The 16432-nt window shown below is 71.6% G+C and carries 17 protein-coding genes; 9 read left to right on the plus strand and 8 right to left on the minus strand.

All coding sequences use genetic code 11. From position 1 onward, the window contains the following. Window positions 1-32 precede the first annotated feature (32 nt). Window positions 33-818, minus strand: coding sequence for an enoyl-CoA hydratase-related protein (locus VF092_31000; protein ID HEX6751763.1), 786 nt, complete (start codon window positions 816-818; stop codon window positions 33-35). Window positions 819-933: 115 nt separating this feature from the next. On the opposite strand from VF092_31000, the gene VF092_31005 reads away from it, so the two are divergent. Both VF092_31005 and VF092_31010 read left to right on the plus strand, forming a co-directional pair. After that, the gene (locus VF092_31005; protein ID HEX6751764.1) at window positions 934-1353 is read left to right on the plus strand and encodes a hypothetical protein; all 420 of its coding nucleotides are present in this window, start codon (window positions 934-936) and stop codon (window positions 1351-1353) included. Then, complete coding sequence (locus VF092_31010; GenBank protein ID HEX6751765.1) at window positions 1337-1561, plus strand: hypothetical protein; 225 nt, start codon at window positions 1337-1339, stop codon at window positions 1559-1561. Before VF092_31005 ends, VF092_31010 begins: the two co-directional genes overlap by 17 nt. 94 nt (window positions 1562-1655) lie before the next feature. On the opposite strand, the gene VF092_31015 is transcribed toward VF092_31010, so the two are convergent. The 6 genes from VF092_31015 to VF092_31040 all read right to left on the minus strand — a co-directional run bounded on the left by VF092_31015 (window position 1656) and on the right by VF092_31040 (window position 9787). After that, entirely contained in the window at window positions 1656-3734 is a 2079-nt protein-coding gene (locus tag VF092_31015) for a S46 family peptidase (GenBank protein ID HEX6751766.1), read from the minus strand. A 76-nt stretch (window positions 3735-3810) separates the two neighbouring features. Further along, a complete protein-coding gene (locus tag VF092_31020; protein ID HEX6751767.1) occupies window positions 3811-4716 on the minus strand; it encodes a dihydrodipicolinate synthase family protein in 906 nt (301 codons plus the stop codon). A 222-nt stretch (window positions 4717-4938) separates the two neighbouring features. Beyond that, the gene (locus tag VF092_31025; protein HEX6751768.1) at window positions 4939-5796 is read right to left on the minus strand and encodes a HAMP domain-containing sensor histidine kinase; all 858 of its coding nucleotides are present in this window, start codon (window positions 5794-5796) and stop codon (window positions 4939-4941) included. Between the two features lie 67 nt (window positions 5797-5863). Further along, on the minus strand, window positions 5864-6220 hold the full coding sequence (locus VF092_31030; protein ID HEX6751769.1) for a hypothetical protein: 357 nt from the start codon (window positions 6218-6220) through the stop codon (window positions 5864-5866). Window positions 6221-6569: 349 nt separating this feature from the next. Further along, a complete protein-coding gene (locus VF092_31035; protein ID HEX6751770.1) occupies window positions 6570-8390 on the minus strand; it encodes a stage II sporulation protein M in 1821 nt (606 codons plus the stop codon). A gap of 119 nt (window positions 8391-8509) precedes the next feature. After that, window positions 8510-9787, minus strand: coding sequence for an APC family permease (locus tag VF092_31040; GenBank protein ID HEX6751771.1), 1278 nt, complete (start codon window positions 9785-9787; stop codon window positions 8510-8512). Between the two features lie 141 nt (window positions 9788-9928). Between VF092_31040 and VF092_31045 the strand changes: the two genes are divergently transcribed. The 7 genes from VF092_31045 to VF092_31075 all read left to right on the plus strand — a co-directional run bounded on the left by VF092_31045 (window position 9929) and on the right by VF092_31075 (window position 15328). Next, window positions 9929-10825 (plus strand): MBL fold metallo-hydrolase, encoded by an 897-nt coding sequence (locus tag VF092_31045; GenBank protein ID HEX6751772.1) that lies wholly within the window; start codon window positions 9929-9931, stop codon window positions 10823-10825. A 798-nt stretch (window positions 10826-11623) separates the two neighbouring features. After that, entirely contained in the window at window positions 11624-12376 is a 753-nt protein-coding gene (locus VF092_31050) for a TonB family protein (GenBank protein HEX6751773.1), read from the plus strand. A gap of 140 nt (window positions 12377-12516) precedes the next feature. Then, window positions 12517-13218, plus strand: a complete 702-nt coding sequence (locus tag VF092_31055; GenBank protein HEX6751774.1) for a MotA/TolQ/ExbB proton channel family protein — start codon at window positions 12517-12519, stop codon at window positions 13216-13218. A gap of 5 nt (window positions 13219-13223) precedes the next feature. Then, on the plus strand, window positions 13224-13706 hold the full coding sequence (locus VF092_31060) for a biopolymer transporter ExbD (protein ID HEX6751775.1): 483 nt from the start codon (window positions 13224-13226) through the stop codon (window positions 13704-13706). 13 nt (window positions 13707-13719) lie between these two features. Further along, window positions 13720-14178 (plus strand): biopolymer transporter ExbD, encoded by a 459-nt coding sequence (locus tag VF092_31065; protein HEX6751776.1) that lies wholly within the window; start codon window positions 13720-13722, stop codon window positions 14176-14178. Between the two features lie 268 nt (window positions 14179-14446). Beyond that, on the plus strand, window positions 14447-14875 hold the full coding sequence (locus VF092_31070; GenBank protein HEX6751777.1) for a biopolymer transporter ExbD: 429 nt from the start codon (window positions 14447-14449) through the stop codon (window positions 14873-14875). Window positions 14876-14917: 42 nt separating this feature from the next. Continuing rightward, window positions 14918-15328, plus strand: a complete 411-nt coding sequence (locus tag VF092_31075; GenBank protein HEX6751778.1) for a biopolymer transporter ExbD — start codon at window positions 14918-14920, stop codon at window positions 15326-15328. A gap of 132 nt (window positions 15329-15460) precedes the next feature. Here the strand turns inward: VF092_31075 and VF092_31080 are convergent, their stop codons facing one another. Next, complete coding sequence (locus VF092_31080; protein HEX6751779.1) at window positions 15461-16351, minus strand: DUF4097 family beta strand repeat-containing protein; 891 nt, start codon at window positions 16349-16351, stop codon at window positions 15461-15463. Window positions 16352-16432: the final 81 nt, after the last annotated feature.

A 16432-nucleotide genomic window follows, 5' to 3' on the forward strand; every position in this document is an offset into this window, starting at 1 on the left:
GCGGATCGTCGGCCGCCCCGCCCGCGCCGGCATCAGCGGCCGGTGAAGTCGGCCTTGCGCTTCTCCAGGAACGCCTGCATCCCCTCGCGCATGTCGCTCGTCGCCGCGAGGAGGCCGAAGAGGTTGCTCTCCAGCGCCAGCCCGTCGTCCACCGACATCTCCATCCCCCGCGTGGCGCACTCGATGGCGAGGCCGACCGCGACGGGGCCGTTGGCGAGGATGGTGGACATCGTCTTCCTCGCGGTGTCCATCAGCTCGGCCTGGGGGACGACCCTGTTGGCCAGGCCGATGCGGTACGCCTCGTCGGCCTTGATGAACTGCGCGGTCAGCATCAGCTCCAGCGCACGCCCCTTGCCCACGATGCGGGGGAGGCGGAGGGTGCCGCCGTAGCCGGGGATGATCCCCAGCTTCACCTCCGGCAGCCCGAACTGCGCGTTGTCGCTGGCGATGCGGAGGTGGCAGGCCAGCGCCAGCTCGCACCCGCCGCCCAGCGCGAACCCGTTCACCGCCGCGATCACGGGCTTGCGCGAGAGCTCGATGCGGCGGAACACCTGCTGCCCCAGCCGGCTGACCTCGATCCCGTCCACCGGCCCCATCTTCGCCAATTCGGCGATGTCGGCGCCGGCCACGAACGCCTTCTCGCCCACGCCGGTCAGGATCACGCCGCCCACGTCGTCGCGGCGGGTGATCTCGTCGAACGCCTCGGACAGCTCGCGGATGGTCTGCTCGTTGAGCGCGTTCAGCTTGTCCGGCCGGTTCACCGACAGCACGGCGATGCGGTCCTGGACCTCGAGCGTAAGGTTGCTGTATTCGGCCATGTCGGATGACTTCGGTTGCGGCTCGGGATGCGGGTTTCAGGCGCGACAACGTAGCCGCGCGCACAAAGCGGAGCAACGGTGGCGGAATACAAGCGCGACACGTTCGGGCCCTTGCATGTTCACGGAATTCTGTGCAGATTCGCCCGTCCACAGCGTTGCTCACCCCGTCGACCTGATGCCGATGAGCGATGTCCTGAGCTTTCCGGGCGCATACTGGGCTGTCCGGATCATGGCGACCGTCTTCATGGCCGGTGCGACGTGGCTGGCGGTGCTGGTGCTGGCGCGGTTCTTCCGGCCCAAGCACATCAAGGCGCTGGTGCTCGCCGATCCACCGAAGCTGGACGAGATCCGCGGCGAGTTCGGAGGAGTGAAGGGGGCAATCCGCTTCAACGCGCAGGGATCCGCGCTGAACGCGCTGGAGAATCGGATTGATGGGGTGGAGCTCTCCCTGGAACGGCTCTGGCGCATCACCGAAGAGCACAGCCGGGGCCTGACCAGGATGGGAATGGAGGTGAGTGATGGGCACCAGCCGTGAGCATTTCGAGCGTGCGCGCGAGATGATCGAGAAGTACCGGCCCGACCCTGCCCGGCTCGAGGAAATGCGGAAGAAGACGCTGCTGGCGCTGCTCGTCGCCAACGACATCCATCTCCCGAACGCCGATCAGCTCGACAGCGTGGCGCTGCGCAAGGTGCTGCACGCGGCGACGAACTTCGATTCTCCTGCGTATCTGAACGGCCGCTGATCGCAATGAAGCGGGAATCCAGAATGCGGAGACGCGGAGGACCGCGATGAGTCCTCCGCGTCTCCGCGTCTCCGCGTGAGAAATCAGCCGTCGCCTACCGCGATGCCGTCAGCTCGTCGACGATGCGGGTGGCGTGGTAGACGGAGCGCAAAGCGGCCAGGATCCCCGCCGAGTGCACGCTGATGGTGCGGTTCTGCGTCTCGTCGAAGATGAAGTTCCCCGGCAGCGACTCCAGGTTGCCGTCGAAGATCAGCCCCACCAGCTCCATCTCGCGGTTCAGCATCGGCGAGCCCGAGTTGCCGCCGATGATGTCGTTGGTGGAGACGAAGTTGAACGGCGTCGACAGGTCCAGCCCCGCGGCCGGGCGCTCCCACCGCGGCGGCAGGTCGAAGTCGCCCCGCTCGTCGAACCCGGCCGCGCGGTTGTACAGCCCGTAGAAGGTGGTCTTCCACGGGTGCAGCATCCCGCCGCTCTCGTACCCCTTCACCACCCCGTCGGCCAGGCGCAGGGTGAAGGTGGCGTCGGGCGGCACGTGGGTGCCGTACACCTCGTAGAACCCGCGCCCCAGCTGCGCGCGCAGCACGTTCTCGTGGGTGACCAGCGCCAGCCACGCCGCCTGCCGCGCGGCCAGCGCCGGCGCCACCCGCCGCGCCAGCGCGATCACCGGGTCTCTCGACGCCTCGACCGCCGCCGCGCCGCCGGCCAGCATGGCCTTGCGCGCGGTGGTGTCGGCCAGCGTCCACCCGCTCACGATCTCGTGCGCGGCGGCCTGCGGGGTGCGCCCGGACAGCACCATCTGCAGCAGCGAGTCGTTGGGCACGTTCTGCCGGGCCAGCGCCAGGAGCGCCGCCAGCTCCACCTCCTGCTCGGCCGGCGAGCGGTCGGTGCGGGCCAGCGCGGCCGAGCGGAAGTTGGCGCCCGACGCTCCGCCCGCGCGCACCAGCGCGATGGCGTTGCCCAGCGGGCCGTAGCCCAGGTAGCTGTTCCACGCGATCCCCGGCGCCAGCCGCCGCTTCGTCGCCTGGATGGCGGCGATGGAGTCCCACAGCGTGCCGTAGCGCTGCGCCAGCCGCGGGTCGCGCCTCACCGCCGCGCGGAAGTCGCGCTCCCACGCCACCTTGCGGCCGAAGAACGCGGGGTCCGCCTCCCCCTCGTAGCGTCCCTGGATGGCCTTGATGCTGTTCATGATGCTGAACAGCTCGTCGCGCAGCTCCAGCCGCCGCGCCTCGTTCGTCCGGCCCAGCGCCACGATGGCGTCGCGCTGCGCGCGCAGCGTGGCCAGCTGCGCCGTGTGCGACACGTCGCGCAGGTACTCCAGCTGGCTGACGGTGAGCTGCCGCTGCGTGCTTCCCGGGTTGCCGACCACGAACACCAGGTCGTTCTCCTGCGCCCCGCGCGCGCTCCAGCGCAGGTAGGTGGCCGGGCGCAGCGGCTGGCCGTTGTCGTCGTACACGCGCCACATCGACATGTCGAGGTTGTAGCGCGGGTAGTTGAAGTTGTCGGGGTCGCCGCCGAAGAAGGCGATCTTCTGCTCGGGAACGAACACGAGCCGCACGTCGTCGTAGCGCCTGTAGCCGTACCGCGAGTAGCGCCCGCCGTTGTAGAACTCCACCACCTGGTAGCGCATCCTGCGCGCGCTGTCGGGGCGCTCCAGCTCGCGCCGCGCCGCCGTCTGCCGCGCCACGCGCTCCGCGTCGGTGCCGCCGCCCTCCAGCGCCGCGTTCATCCGCTCCGTCACGTCCTCGATCGTCGCCAGCTGCTCGACGAACAGGTTGGGGACGCGGCGCTCCTCGGCCTGCGTGGCGGCGTAGAAGCCGTTGGTCAGCAGGTCCTCGCCGGGCTTCTGCACGCTCTCCAGCGTGGGCACGGCGCAGTGGTGGTTCGAGAGCACCAGCCCCTGCGGCGACACGAACGACGCGCTGCACCAGGTGGCGAAGCGGAGCGCGGCGCCGCGCACGTTGTCGAGCCACGCCTGCGTGGGCCGGAAGCCGTAGGTGCGCTGCAGGTAGTCCAGCGGCGGGAAGTCGAAGGTCCACATGCGGCCGGTGTCGAACGGCCGCGCGTGGAAGGTGTCGAACGCCGCCGCGTTGGCCAGCGACGGCGTCTGCGCCGCCGCGGGCGCGCCGGCCAGGGCCGCGGCCAGCGCGAAGGAAAGGAGGCGCCGGTAGTTCATCAGAAGCTCGGCGTAGGAGGGTTTCCGGGCGATCACATCCAAAGCGCTCGGAATGTACGCTGCGAACTCCGCGCCGTCACGCCGCCGCGCCGCTCGCCAGCCCCGCGGCGGCGAGCGCGTCGCGGACGCGCGCGAGGTCCTTCTCGCGGAGCGGCTTCACCGGCGGGCGGGGCGCGCCGCCGCGCATCCCCAGCTCGTCGAGCGCGGCCTTGATCCCCGGGTTCCCCAGCTCGGCCACGACGGTGCGGTGCAGCGGGGCGAGCCGCTCCTGCAGCCGTCCCGCGTCGGCGAAGCGCTCCTCCGCGAAGGCCCGGCCGAGCGCGGCGCAGTCGTGCGGGGCAAGCAGCGCCACGGCCAGGATCCCGCCCACCGCGCCCGTCTCCAGCGAGCCGTAGAGGACCGCGCCGCTCCCCGCCAGCACCTGCGCGTTCCCCCCGCACGCATCGACCATCGTCGCCGTCGCCTTCAGGTCGCCGTGCGAGTCCTTGATCCCCACGATGTTGGGATGCCGCGCGAGCTCCCCCACCAGCCCCGCGGGGAGCTCCACCGTGCTGAAGCGCGGGGGCACCTGGTACAGGATGACGGGGATGGGAGACGCGTCGGCGACCGCCAGGTAGTGGTCGCGCAGCGCGTCGGGCGTCATCGCGGGACGATAGTACGCGGGCGGCTGCACCAGCACCCCGTCCGCGCCCGCGGCGGCCACCGACTTCGTCACGCGGATGGTGGCGCGGGTGGACTCGGCGCCGGTGCCGGCCAGCAGCAGGCGCCCGCCGTCCACCACGTCGCGGCTGGCGGCGGTCAGCCGCGCCTTCTCGTCCTCGTCCAGCAGCGGCCCCTCGCCGGTGGAGCCGAACAGCACCACGCCGGCCAGCGGCGCCTCGAGCCAGCGGCGCAGGTTGGCGCGCATCGACACCACGTCGGCGTCGCCGGTGACGGGGTCGAACGGCGTGGTGGCGGGCGCGAACACTCCTCGCAGGTCCATCGGCACGCTCGGGGTGATTGGAAACGACTGGATGATCGAGGGCGAATCTACCCCCATCTCCCGGCGCGGGATAGCGGGCACCCCGCCGTTCGATGGAATCCGGACAACAGCAATTCTCACGCAGAGTCAGCAGGGTCAGCAGAGAGAACAGCTGCGTTCTCTGCTGACCCTGCTGACTCTGCGTGAGGTCGATTCTTCTTGCGGACTGTCGGGTCTCGGAGCCTACGCCGCCGCGGGAAGGGCGGACTCGGTGTGCAGCGGGAGGGTGACGATGAAGGTGGTGCCGCGGCCCACCGCCGAGTCCACGTCGAGCCGGCCGTTGTGGCCTTCGACGATGTCGCGGCAGATGGCCAGCCCCAGCCCCATCCCCTTGCCCTTGGTGGATACGAACGGCTGGAAGATGCGCTGCAGGTTCTCGGGCGCGATCCCCGGGCCGTTGTCGGCCACCCGCACCTCGGCGTCGGCGCCGCGCCGCGCCACGGAGATGGCCACGCGCGGCGTCTGCTCCTGCCCCTCCATGGCCTCGCGCGCGTTCCTCACCAGGTTCTCGAACACCTGCCGCAGGTAGTAGGCGTCGCCGTTGACCGTGGCCTCGCCCAGGTCGCGCGCGTCGACGGTCAGCCCCGTCTCGGCCGACTCGCGCGCCTCGACCTCGGCCACCTGCCGCACCAGGTCGTCCAGCCGCACCGGGCGCCGGTTGAGCGTGCGCCGCGCGCCGCTGGCGTAGACGGAGAGCTCCTCCAGCATCGCCACCAGCCGCTCGCTCTCGCCCACGATGGCCTCGCACACCTCGCGGCGCTGCGACGCCTCGCTGACGATCCTCTCGTCCTGCAGGATGTCGGCGTGCAGGACGATGGTCTGCAGCGGGTTCTTGATCTGGTGCATGATGCGCGCGGTGGCCGTACCGATGGCCGCCAGCTTCTCTTCCTCGGCGCGGCGGCGGTCGCTGCGGCGCAGGATGGTGACGATGACGGCCGTGGCGAACACGGTCACGCTCACCACCACCAGCACCACCACGATGAAGAGCGCCTTCGACGACAGCCCCGCGACGGGCGCCGCCTGCGCGGCTGACAGGAGCATGAAGGGAGGAGTGACGAAGAAGAATCGGGAGAAGACGGGCCGCCGGGCGGGGAGGCGGCGGCCGGGATCAGTCGTCGCCGCCGTGGTCCTCGGTGCGCGAGACGGAGAAGGCGATCACCTCGCCCGCCTCGTCGCCGTCGGGGACCACCGTTTCCACGATGATGCGGCGCACCACGTGCCGCGGGTCGTCCAGGCTGACCTCGAAGTCCAGCCCCAGCTCGGGCGCGGCCACGTGGGTGCGCACGCGGCGGCCGGGCTCCTGCGCCGGCGGCTCGGGGTTGCGCACCAGCGTCTTGGTGGACTGGCGCCCCGAGTCCAGTCCGCGCGTGACCTTCATCTGCCTGAACCAGTCCGGCTGGTACCCCACCACGTACGTGCGGCCGCGCTGGTCCTCTCCCCGCCCTTCCCGGTTATGGCGTGCCATGGGTCTCCTCCGGCTCGCTCCAGGGTGCCCGTACGGCGGCGACGATTTTCCGAAATGTCCTGCATGCGGTCCCCTTCTGTCAAGGAACGTTCCGCCCCGCCTCCACGCGACACGAGCGCCCGCGCAGGCCGCGCAAGCGCATGGGAATTCTGCGCTTTTGCCGCGCCGCCGCCGACGCGCGGCCCCGCGCCGGGTGGCTCGCGGCGTCCCAGCGCTGTCTCAGCGTGGGGCACCCGCGGGCCGGATCGGGGCAGAAAGGCCAATTTTGTCCACACCGACCGCCATCGTGGCAGTCATCGGGAGATCGAGTCGCCGCGCTCCCCCGCGCCGTCGTCCGCGGCGGCGAGATCTACCGCTGCGCCGCGGCCTCGGCGGCCTTGCGCGACCGCTCGTCGCGCCCGGCGAAGGCCAGGTACAAGACCATCATCGCCGCGAAGAGCGCGGCCAGGGAGAGCTTGACCTCGCGCGGCAGGGTGGAGGGGGAGACGAAGCCCTCGATCAGCCCCGCGAACACCAGCATCACCGCGGTGCCGCCGATCAGCGACACGGCCTCGCGGCCGCGCACCACCAGCGCCTCGCGCCGCGTCACCCGCCCGGGGAGGATGAAGCCCGAGCCCAGCCACAGCCCCGCGCCGCCGGCGATGCAGATCGCCGTGAGCTCGATGATGCCGTGCGGGAGCACGAACTCCCACAGGTGCATGCTGGCGCCGTAGTTGGCGAACACGCCCGCCGCCGCGCCCAGCGAGATGCCGTTGAAGATGAGCACCAGCACCGTTCCCAGCCCGGCCAGGATCCCCCCGGCGAAGGCCAGGAAGGTGACCTGCACGTTGTTGGACATGATGCGGCTGGACATGAAGGCGTTGCCGCCGAAGTCCTCGCTGTCCACGTACCCCTTCCCCTGCGCCTGGCGCATCTCGGCCTGCTCGGCGCGCGCCATCATCTGCGGCGGCAGCAGGTCGCGGCCGCGCGCGGGCTCCTGCCGCACGGCCGCGAAGGTGAGCAGGGCGGGGAGGTAGAAGAGCGCCGCCGCCAGGGCGATGGGGCGCCAGCGCCTGCGCACCAGCGCGGGGAAGCCGCCCATGATCCAGGCGCGGAAGCCGGAGAAGCCGCGCCTGGGCGCGCGGTAGAGCAGGTTGTGCCCGGCGCCCACCGCGCGCTCGAGCATGAAGAGCAGCTCCGGCGAGCCGCCGTAGGTGCGCGCGCGGGCCAGGTCCGCCGCCACCTCGCGGTACATTCCCGCGAAGCGCGAGACGCGCGCCTCGCCCATGGCGGCCAGCCCGCGGCCGCGCGCCTCGTGCAGCATGCGCGCGTACTCGTCCCAGCCGGGGCGCTGGCGGCGGAAGAGCCCGGTGGCCTGCGCCGACCCCGCCCGTCCGCCCGCGCCCGCCGCGCGCCGCCGCACGCCCTCTTCCTCTAGCGTCAGCCCGAGGTACGCGTCCACCGCCATCTGGCCCATCCGCGGGTCCGGGCCCAGCCGCGGCGCCAGCCTCTCCATCAGCGTCCCCGCCAGCTGAGAGCGGACGGCGTAGTCCAGCCCGTGGCGGCGCTGCGCGTACATCTCCAGCGCGGCGAACTCCGCGTCGGTCAGCCGGGGCTGGCCCACCGACGCGGGCGAGGCGGGCGCCTGCTCCTCGGGAATCCCCTGCCCGGTGCGGTCGCGGACGACGACGGTGCCCGCGGCGATGTCGCCCAGGCGCTTGGTGCGCGAGTGCAGCATCATCGACAGCCCCGCCACGCCGCAGCTGCCGGCGGGCTGCAGGTCGATGATGCGGATAAGGTTGCGCACGGCCGCGGCGCGGAAGCTCACCGGGTAGCCGCCGTCCTGCACCACGCGGATGCGCATCAGCTTCTTCCCCGGCGTCTGCCCGTCGCGGAAGCCCTCGTAGAACACGTAGTAGCCCCAGAAACCCATGAACATCACCAGGGCCATCAGGGCGAACAGGGTCATGAACCCGGAGTGGACCCCCAGCCCCGCCACCCCCACGATCCCCAGCGCGACCATGCCGAACATCAGCACCATCATCACCAGGAACAGGATCAGCCCATCCAGGAGCATGGCGGTGAAGCGCGAGCCCATGTCGGCCAGCTGGTAGCCGACGGAGACGTGCTCGGGCGTCTCGATGTCCACCTGGCGGTCGTCCAGCGAGTACGCCGCAGCGGGTTGGGCCATGGGTGACTTCGGGGGATGAAGGGTCGGGCGGGAAGGGAAGTGCGTCGGTGCGTGAGTGCGGAAGTGCGCCCGTCATCCACGGGGCCGGCGTGGCGACGCGGATCGCGCGACGGAAAAATCTAATCGCGCCGCGCGACCCCTGCGAGTGCCCGCACCGCCGCGCGGACCGCGAATCCCGCGGCGAGCACCGCCATCCCCACCAGCGCCGTCCGCACGTCGAGCGACGCGGCCAGGAGCGCGCACGCGGCCAGGCCGACGGCGGGGACGGCGTCGGGATAGAGCTTCCGCGCGCGCGGCATGCGCAGCGCGGCCAGGTTCGCCAGCGCGTAGTAGAGGAGGATGGCGAAGCTCGCGGCGGGGGCGATCGCCCGGAGCGTCCCGAACGCCGCCGCCAGCGCCGCGCCCGCGCCGACGAGGACGACGGCCCGCACCGGTGCCCCGCTCCGCGCGTCCACCGCCGCCAGCGCGCCGGGGAGGTCGCCGCGGCGCGCCATGGCGAAGACCATCCGGCTCAGCCCGAGCAGCTGGGAGAGGAGGACGCCCAGCATCGCCGCCAAGGCGCCGGCGGAGACGGCCGTCTCCAGCGCGGGGATCCCCATCGCCCGCGCGGCCTCGGCGAGCGGGGCGTCGGTGCGCGCCAGCACCTCCGCGCCCACCGAGCCCACCGCCGCGAAGGTGACGAGGAGATAGAGGACGGAGACGCCCGCCACCGTCGCCAGGATCGCGCGGGGGATGGTGTGACGGGGATCGCGCACCTCCTCGCCCAGCGTGGCCACGCGCGCGTAGCCGGTGTAGGCGAAGAAGAGGAGCGCGGCCGCGCGCAGCACCCCGCCGGGTCCCGTCGTCGCGAACGGATGGAGGTTCGCCGCGTCGAACCTCGCCGCCCCCGCGGCCGCGAACGCCAGCAGCACCCCCGTCGCCGCGGCGACGATCAGCAGGTTGGCCGCGCTCGACTTGCGGATCCCCAGGGCGTTGACCGCGGTGAAGACGGCGATGGCGGCCAGTGCGACGGCTCGTCCCGGCACCCCCGGCGCGATCCGCTCCAGGTACGCGGCGATGGCGAGGCCCACCGTGCCCGCGGCGGCCGTCTTGCTGGCCAGGAACATCCATCCCGCCGCGAACCCGGCCCACGGGTGCAGCACGCGGTAGCCGTATTCGTACGTCCCCCCCGCCTGCGGATACGACGCCGCCAGCTCGGCCGAGCTGAGCGCGTTGGCCGTCGCCGCCACGCCCGCCAGCGGCAAGGCGACGAGCACCGCCGGCCCCGCCACCCCCGCGGCGATCCCCGTCACCGCGAAGATCCCCGCGCCGACGATGGCCCCGAACCCGATCCCCACCGCGTCGCCGAAGCCCAGCTCGCGCCGCAGCCCCGGCTTGTCCCCCTCGCCCGCCGCCATAGAATACCCGCTCCGTGCACGCGTCCGCGCCCAATCTCGCGCCGCCGCTCGCGGCGCCACAACCAGCGTCCCGCGGGGATGCCGCACTCGGCACTCTATCCAATGTCGCTCCCCCACGAAGAATCCCCCGGCGTTCACCGCGTGGACCTGGTCTGGAACGGCTATCCCCGCCAGGTCGCGTCGTACCTCGTGGACGGCGGCGACGCGCTGGCGGTGGTGGAGAGCGGCCCGGGGAGCACCCTCCCCGCCGTGCTCGGCGCCGTCCGCGCGCTCGGCCGCGACCCGGCGGAGATCACCCACGTGCTGGTGACGCACGTGCACCTGGACCACGCCGGCGGCGCGGGCGGGCTGCTCGCCCACGCGCCGCGCGCGAAGGTGTACGTCCACCCGCGCGGCGCCAGGCACCTGGCCGACCCGTCGCGCCTCCTCGCCAGCGCGACGATGCTCTATGGGGACCAGATGGACCGGCTGTGGGGCTCGATGGTGCCCGTCCCCGCCGACCGCCTCGTCGTGCTGCAGGACGGCGACGAGGTGCGGATCGGCACGCGGCGGCTGCGGGCGATCGACACGCCGGGGCACGCCAGCCATCACCACGCCTACCACGATCCCGACGCGCGCCTCGTCTTCACCGGCGACGTCGGGGGGATCCGCATCGACCGCGCGCCCTACGTCTGCGCGCCCACGCCGCCGCCGGACATCGACCTCGACGCGTGGCAGGAGAGCCTCCGCCGCCTCCGCGCGCTCGACGCGGCGATGCTGCTGCCCACGCACTTCGGCGGCGTCACCGATGCCGCGTGGCACCTGGACGACCTTTCCGCGCGGCTGCGCGGCTGGGCGGCGTGGACGGAGGCGCAGGCGCTCGCGGGCGCGGGCTCCGCCGCGATGGCCGCCGCCATGCGCCACCGCGCCACCGCCGACATCGTCGCCGCCACGGGAAGCGAGGCGGCCGCCCGCGCCTACGAGCTCGCCGTCCCCTATCCGATGATGGCGGCCGGCCTGGCGCGCTGGTGGACGGTGCGCCAGCAGGACCGGGGGTGACGGCGGAGCCGTCGCGCGGCGGATCGCCGGGATGGATCGGCCAACATCATCCGGACGCCGTCTCGCCCTGGGGACGGACCGAAATCCTCCGGAAATGCGACGGCTCTACGGGAGCGCGGATGAGGCGTGGTTCTTGGCTCGCCGGCTCGCGTCCGCGTCTCGATTTCGTCCCCGTCTTCCGCTCGCGCGTAACCCTGCGGACCACGCGCGTAACGGGCGCACGTACGCGGAAGTCCTTCGTTGCAACGATGATCGGGTGAATGTTCCTGCCGAAGTGAGCCGCGTTCATTCACCGTCCGGGTCTGCGCCAGGGAGCGGGCGCGGCGACGTGCGTTTCCGGAAATTCGGGTCTGGTAATGAGATGCGGAACTGGCGCGTCGAATCGTGGGTAGACAAGCGCAATCCGGCTCACGTATAGTTATGCATCGTCCATACGGAATATCCGTGCTCCCCCGGCCTGTTCGCGACCGTTGGAGTACGAAACCTGCAGTACGCGCACGTGGGGCGTGTGGGCGCAACGCAAGCCCGCGTGCAGGTGCTTGACAGGTGCGGAGGCGGCCCTCAACTTGGTCCGCCGTTCCGCGCTAGCGGCAAGCTTTCCCGCCAGATCACACGGGAAAACCGCCTCTCCGTCACGCACCTCTGCGGCGTGTGACGGAGTTTCGATCTAACGTTCGATACGGCGGCGGGCGCGGGTCAGAATCCGTAGGGGCGGAGCGTTTCAGGGCGATCCGGCGGAGCCGGGGCCGCCGCGCCCGAGCGGGGCGCCACAGCAGTTCACACACCGGGGGAACGGCAATGTTCAACAAGCTGGACCGGAAGAGGAAGAGCTTCTGGTCGCCGTGGAGCATCGGGGCGGCGCTGCTCGTAGAAGGCGCGCTGGCGGTGCTGGTGATGAATTCCGGCATCAGCGATCCGCTCAAGAAGAAGGATCAGGAGCTGGTCGACTACGTCGAGGTCGAGCAGAACAAGCCCAAGACCCCCGAGCCGCCGCCCCCGCCGCCCCCGCCCCCGCCGCCGGAGCAGCCCGAGGCGCCGCCCCCGGTGGTCAAGGGCTTCCAGGAGCTGGTGCCCCCGGTCGAGCCGCCCAAGGAGATCCCCAAGGTCGACCCCAACCAGGTGGCCGTGAACGTCAACGACTTCTCCGGCGTGGGGAAGGCCGGCGGCGTGGCCAACGGCGTCGACAACGGGCAGGCGCAGGACGTCACCAACCGCACGGCGCCCCCCGACGAGGGCACCTACGAGCTCTCGGCGGTGGAGGAGCAGCCCTCGCTGTCGAACAGCTCCGAGGTGCAGCGCCAGCTCGAGCGCAACTACCCGCCGCTGCTGCGCGACGCCGGCGTGACCGGCACCGTCACCCTGCGCATGCGCGTGATGGAGAACGGCTCGGTGGACCCCGAGAGCATCTCGGTCGAGAGCGCCACCCACGACGCGTTCGGCGACGCGGCCAAGCGCGTGGTGTCGAGGATGCGGTTCCGCCCCGCCAAGGTCGGCGGGCACGCGGTGAAGGTTTGGGTCACGCTTCCCGTGACCTTCCAGCTCCAGACCTGACGGAGCGGAGCGTAGGCACCCCCGCCGGCCGCCGGCCGCGGCCCGCGGGGGATCATTCGTGAGGAGGCGGCGCTGTCCGGGCGCCGGCCGGCCGGCAACTCTCAGGCACAGCGCGGCACCGCGCAGAGGAGACCAAAGCAATGGATTTCGCCAAGATCTGGCACGACACCGGCGCGTTCAACAAGGGCATCGTGATCTTCCTCATGCTCATGAGCGTGGTGTCGCTTGCGGTGGCGGTGACGAAGTGGCTGCGCTTCCGCAAGATGGCCCGCGCCACCCGCGCCTTCGCGCCCGTGTTCAGCCAGGCGCTGGAGAACGACAACATCCCCGAGGCGCTGGCCGCCGCCGACCAGTACCCCGGCAGCCACGTGGCCCGCGTGCTGGGCGAGTCGCTGCGCGAGGTGGCCCCGCTGCTCGAGGACCCGCGCGCCGCCGGCGCCGCCATCGTCTCCTGCGAGCGGTCGGTGGAGCGTGAGCAGATCCTGCTGGCGAACGACCTGAAGAGCGGCCTGGGCCTGCTGGCCACCATCGGCGCCACGGCGCCGTTCGTGGGGCTGCTGGGCACCACGCTGGGCATCGTGCGCTCGTTCATGGGCATGGGCGAGAGCGGCGCCGGCCTCGAGGCGGTGTCGTCCGGCATCGCCGAGGCGCTGATCGCCACCGCCATCGGCCTGGTGGCCGCGATCCCGGCGGTGTGGCTGTACAACTACTTCACCGCGCGCCTCGACACGCTGTTCTCGGAGCTGGCCTACGCCGGCCGCGAGATGATCGACTGGATGATGACGCGCCAGGCCCGCCGCGATCTGGCGGCCGGCGGCAATCCCTCCTTCCACGGGGACTGACCCAGATGGCTGGAGGAGCGCACCTCGGCGGGGCCGCCGGATTCGGCGGCTCCCCCCTGCCGCAGGTCGCCGGGTTCGAGTCGGACGTGAACGCCGACATCAACGTCACGCCGATGATCGACGTGATGCTGGTGCTGCTGATCATCTTCATGATCACGGTGCCGTCGCTGGCGGGGTACACGGCCATCCTGCCCAAGGCCAAGACCGCGGCTCCCGAAAAGGACAAGCGCGTCACGCTGGGCATCGACCGGCAGGGGAACTACTACATCGAGGGCAAGGTCACCAAGCACGTGCCGCCGGCGCGGCTCACCGAGGAGCTGAAGGCCGCCTACGCCACGCGCCCCGACGACCACGTCCTGTACCTGAAGGCCGACAACCAGGCCGGCTACGACAAGGTCCTCACGGCCATCGACGCGGCCCGCAACTCGGGGGTCCGCCGCATCGGCGCGATCACCGAGCTGCCGGCCAAGGCCAAGGCCAAGGAATAGAGGAGACGCAGCCATGGGAATGGGAGTCGGCGGCAAGAAGGGCGGTCCCGCGTCGGACATCAACGTCACGCCGATGATCGACGTGCTGCTGGTGCTGCTCATCATCTTCATGGTGGTGCAGCAGGGGCTGCAGCGCGGGGTGGCCATGCAGGTGCCGCCCCCGAAGGACAAGGACGAGGTGGCGCAGAAGTCGAACCCCGAGGACCAGATCGTCCTCGAGGTGCTCCCCGGGCCGCAGTACCGCATCAACACCCGCCCGGTGCCCACCGCCTCGCTGGAGACCACGCTGCGCGACATCTACGCGCAGCGGCCGCGCAAGGTCATCTTCGTGAAGGGCGCGGAGAACATGACCTACGGCGACGTCGTGTACGCGGTCGACGCCAGCCGTGCGGCGGGGGTGGAGATCGTGGGCCTGGTGCCGCGCCCCGAGGTCGGCCCCGCCACGCCGGCGGCGGCCGCCCCGGCGCCGTAACCGTCCGGTCCGATCGTCCGATCGAAAGCGCCGGCCGCCTCCTTCCCGGAGGCGGCCGGCGTCTTTTCATCGCCACATCCTCAAGAACGGCCTCACGCGGAGACGCGGAGACGCGGAGGAACTCAGCGCCGAGGTGAGTTCTCCGCGACTCCGCGTCTCCGCGTGAGAGAATCTTTCTTGAGGCACTCGCCGCGACAGAAACCATGCGACTGGTGCGTTCCGTGGGAAAGCGGCATCGACGGGTACCGGCGGACATGGGGAGGCGCGCATGCGGGGCACTCTTCCGGCGGACAAGTTCGAGGTGAAGGCGGAGATCAACGTCACGCCGATGATCGACGTGATGCTGGTGCTGCTGATCATCTTCATGGTGGTGACGCCGGTGATGGTGCAGGCCTCGCTCCCCGAGGCGCGCACCGCCGAGTTCCAGCGCGACAAGCATCCCACCCTGGTCATCGACGCGCGCGGCGGCTACGCCCTGGACTTCGCGGGGAAGACCGAGCGCATCCCCGCGGACCGCCTGCAGGCGCGCCTGGCGCAGCTCTACGCGCCGCGGCCGAACGACCACGTCATCTTCCTCAAGGCCGACCGCCACGTGGGCTACGGCCACGTGCTGACGGCGCTCGACGCCGCGCGCGACGTGGGGATCCGCCGCGTGGCCGCCATCACCGACCTTCCGCCGCGCGAGCGCCGCCGCTGAGCGCCGCGCGCATCACCACACCCTGGGGAGAAGGAGGCGCGCATGGGCATGGCCATCGCGAAGCGCGGGGGGCCGGTGGCGGAGATCAACGTCACCCCGATGATCGACGTCCTGCTCGTCCTGCTGATCATCTTCATGGTGGTGCAGCAGGGGCTGCAGCGCGGCATCGATCTCCAGGCGCCGCCGCCGAAGGATCCGTCGGTGAGCGCTCCCTCGCCCGACCAGATCGTGCTGGAGGTGTTCCCCGGCGGCCGCTACGCCATCAACACGCACCCCGTTGGCGCCGAGGGGCTGGAGGCGGCCGTGGCGCGCACCTTCGCGGGGCGGCCGCGCAAGGTGCTGTTCGTGAAGGGCGCCGAGAACCTCACCTTCGGCGACGTCGTCACCGCCGTGGACGCCACGCGCGCGGCCGGCGTGACCATCGTCGGCCTGATGCCGCGCTCGGGAAGCTGAGGCGCATCCTCCCTAAATCCTGAAAAGAAAAGCGTTTCACACAGGGAATATGGAGGAAACGGAGAGGCACGGAGAACCGCGCTGAGTTCTCCGTGCCTCTCGTTTCTCCTCTGTGCCTCTGGGTGAAGCAGTTCAGCTCCCGGAGCGGCGGAGCGTGATGGAGCCGTTGCCGGTGGAGATGTGCAGGCGGCGCCCGCCGTTCCCGATCGTCCCCGTGATGCGGTGCGACGACATCCGCCCCGACACGCGCATGGGGAAGTCGCTGTGGATGCCGCCGTTGCCGGTGCTGGCCTCGAGGTTCGCCGAGAAGTCGCCGGGGAGGGTGAGCGTGACGCTGCCGTTGCCGCTGGAGAAGCTCATGTCGCCCGAGCCGCGCAGCGACGACATCGCCACCTCGATCCGCCCGTTGCCGGTGGAGGCGTTCACCGGGCCGCTGGCGGTGGTGATGGCCACGCGCCCGTTCCCCGAGCTGGCGCGCACGGGGCCGCGCGCGCCGTCCACCATCACCGTGCCGTTGCCGCTGCTGGCGTGCACCTCGGCCGCGCCGGCGCCCACCCGCACGTCGCCGTTGCCGCTGCTGGCGTGCACGTCGGCCGTGCCGCCGTCCACCGCCACGTCGCCGTTGCCGCTGGAGACGTGGACGACCACCCCGCGCGGCACCTCGACGGTGAAGTTGCCCTTGCTGCGGCGCGACCCCCAGCGCCAGCGGCGGCCCTCGCTGCGGACGCCGTTGTCGCTGCAGGTGGCGTCTTCGCGCAGCGCGCAGACGCGGATGTCGCCGCCGCTGCGCTCGGCCACGTAGCGGATCTGGTCGCCCCCCGACGCGTTCTCGGTCTCGCCGTGGATGCGCGCGGTGCGCCCCGACGCCGGGCGCACGGTGACGGTGCCGTTGACGGTGAACACGCGCAGCGTGGCGCCGGGGGCGAGCTCGCCCGACCAGTCGTAGTCGCGCTGGGCGCAGAGGGGCGTGACGAGCGCGGCGGCCAGCACGGCGGCGGCGAGCGCGGAAACGGGCGGCTTCATGGCGTGGGTGCCCTCCGGTCGAGGGTGCGGGTGATGAACGATTCGGTCGCGGTACGTCGAACGCGGGTTGGATGCGGGCCG

Origin of the sequence: Longimicrobium sp. (assembly GCA_036377595.1) — a bacterium.
GTDB lineage: Bacteria > Gemmatimonadota > Gemmatimonadetes > Longimicrobiales > Longimicrobiaceae > Longimicrobium.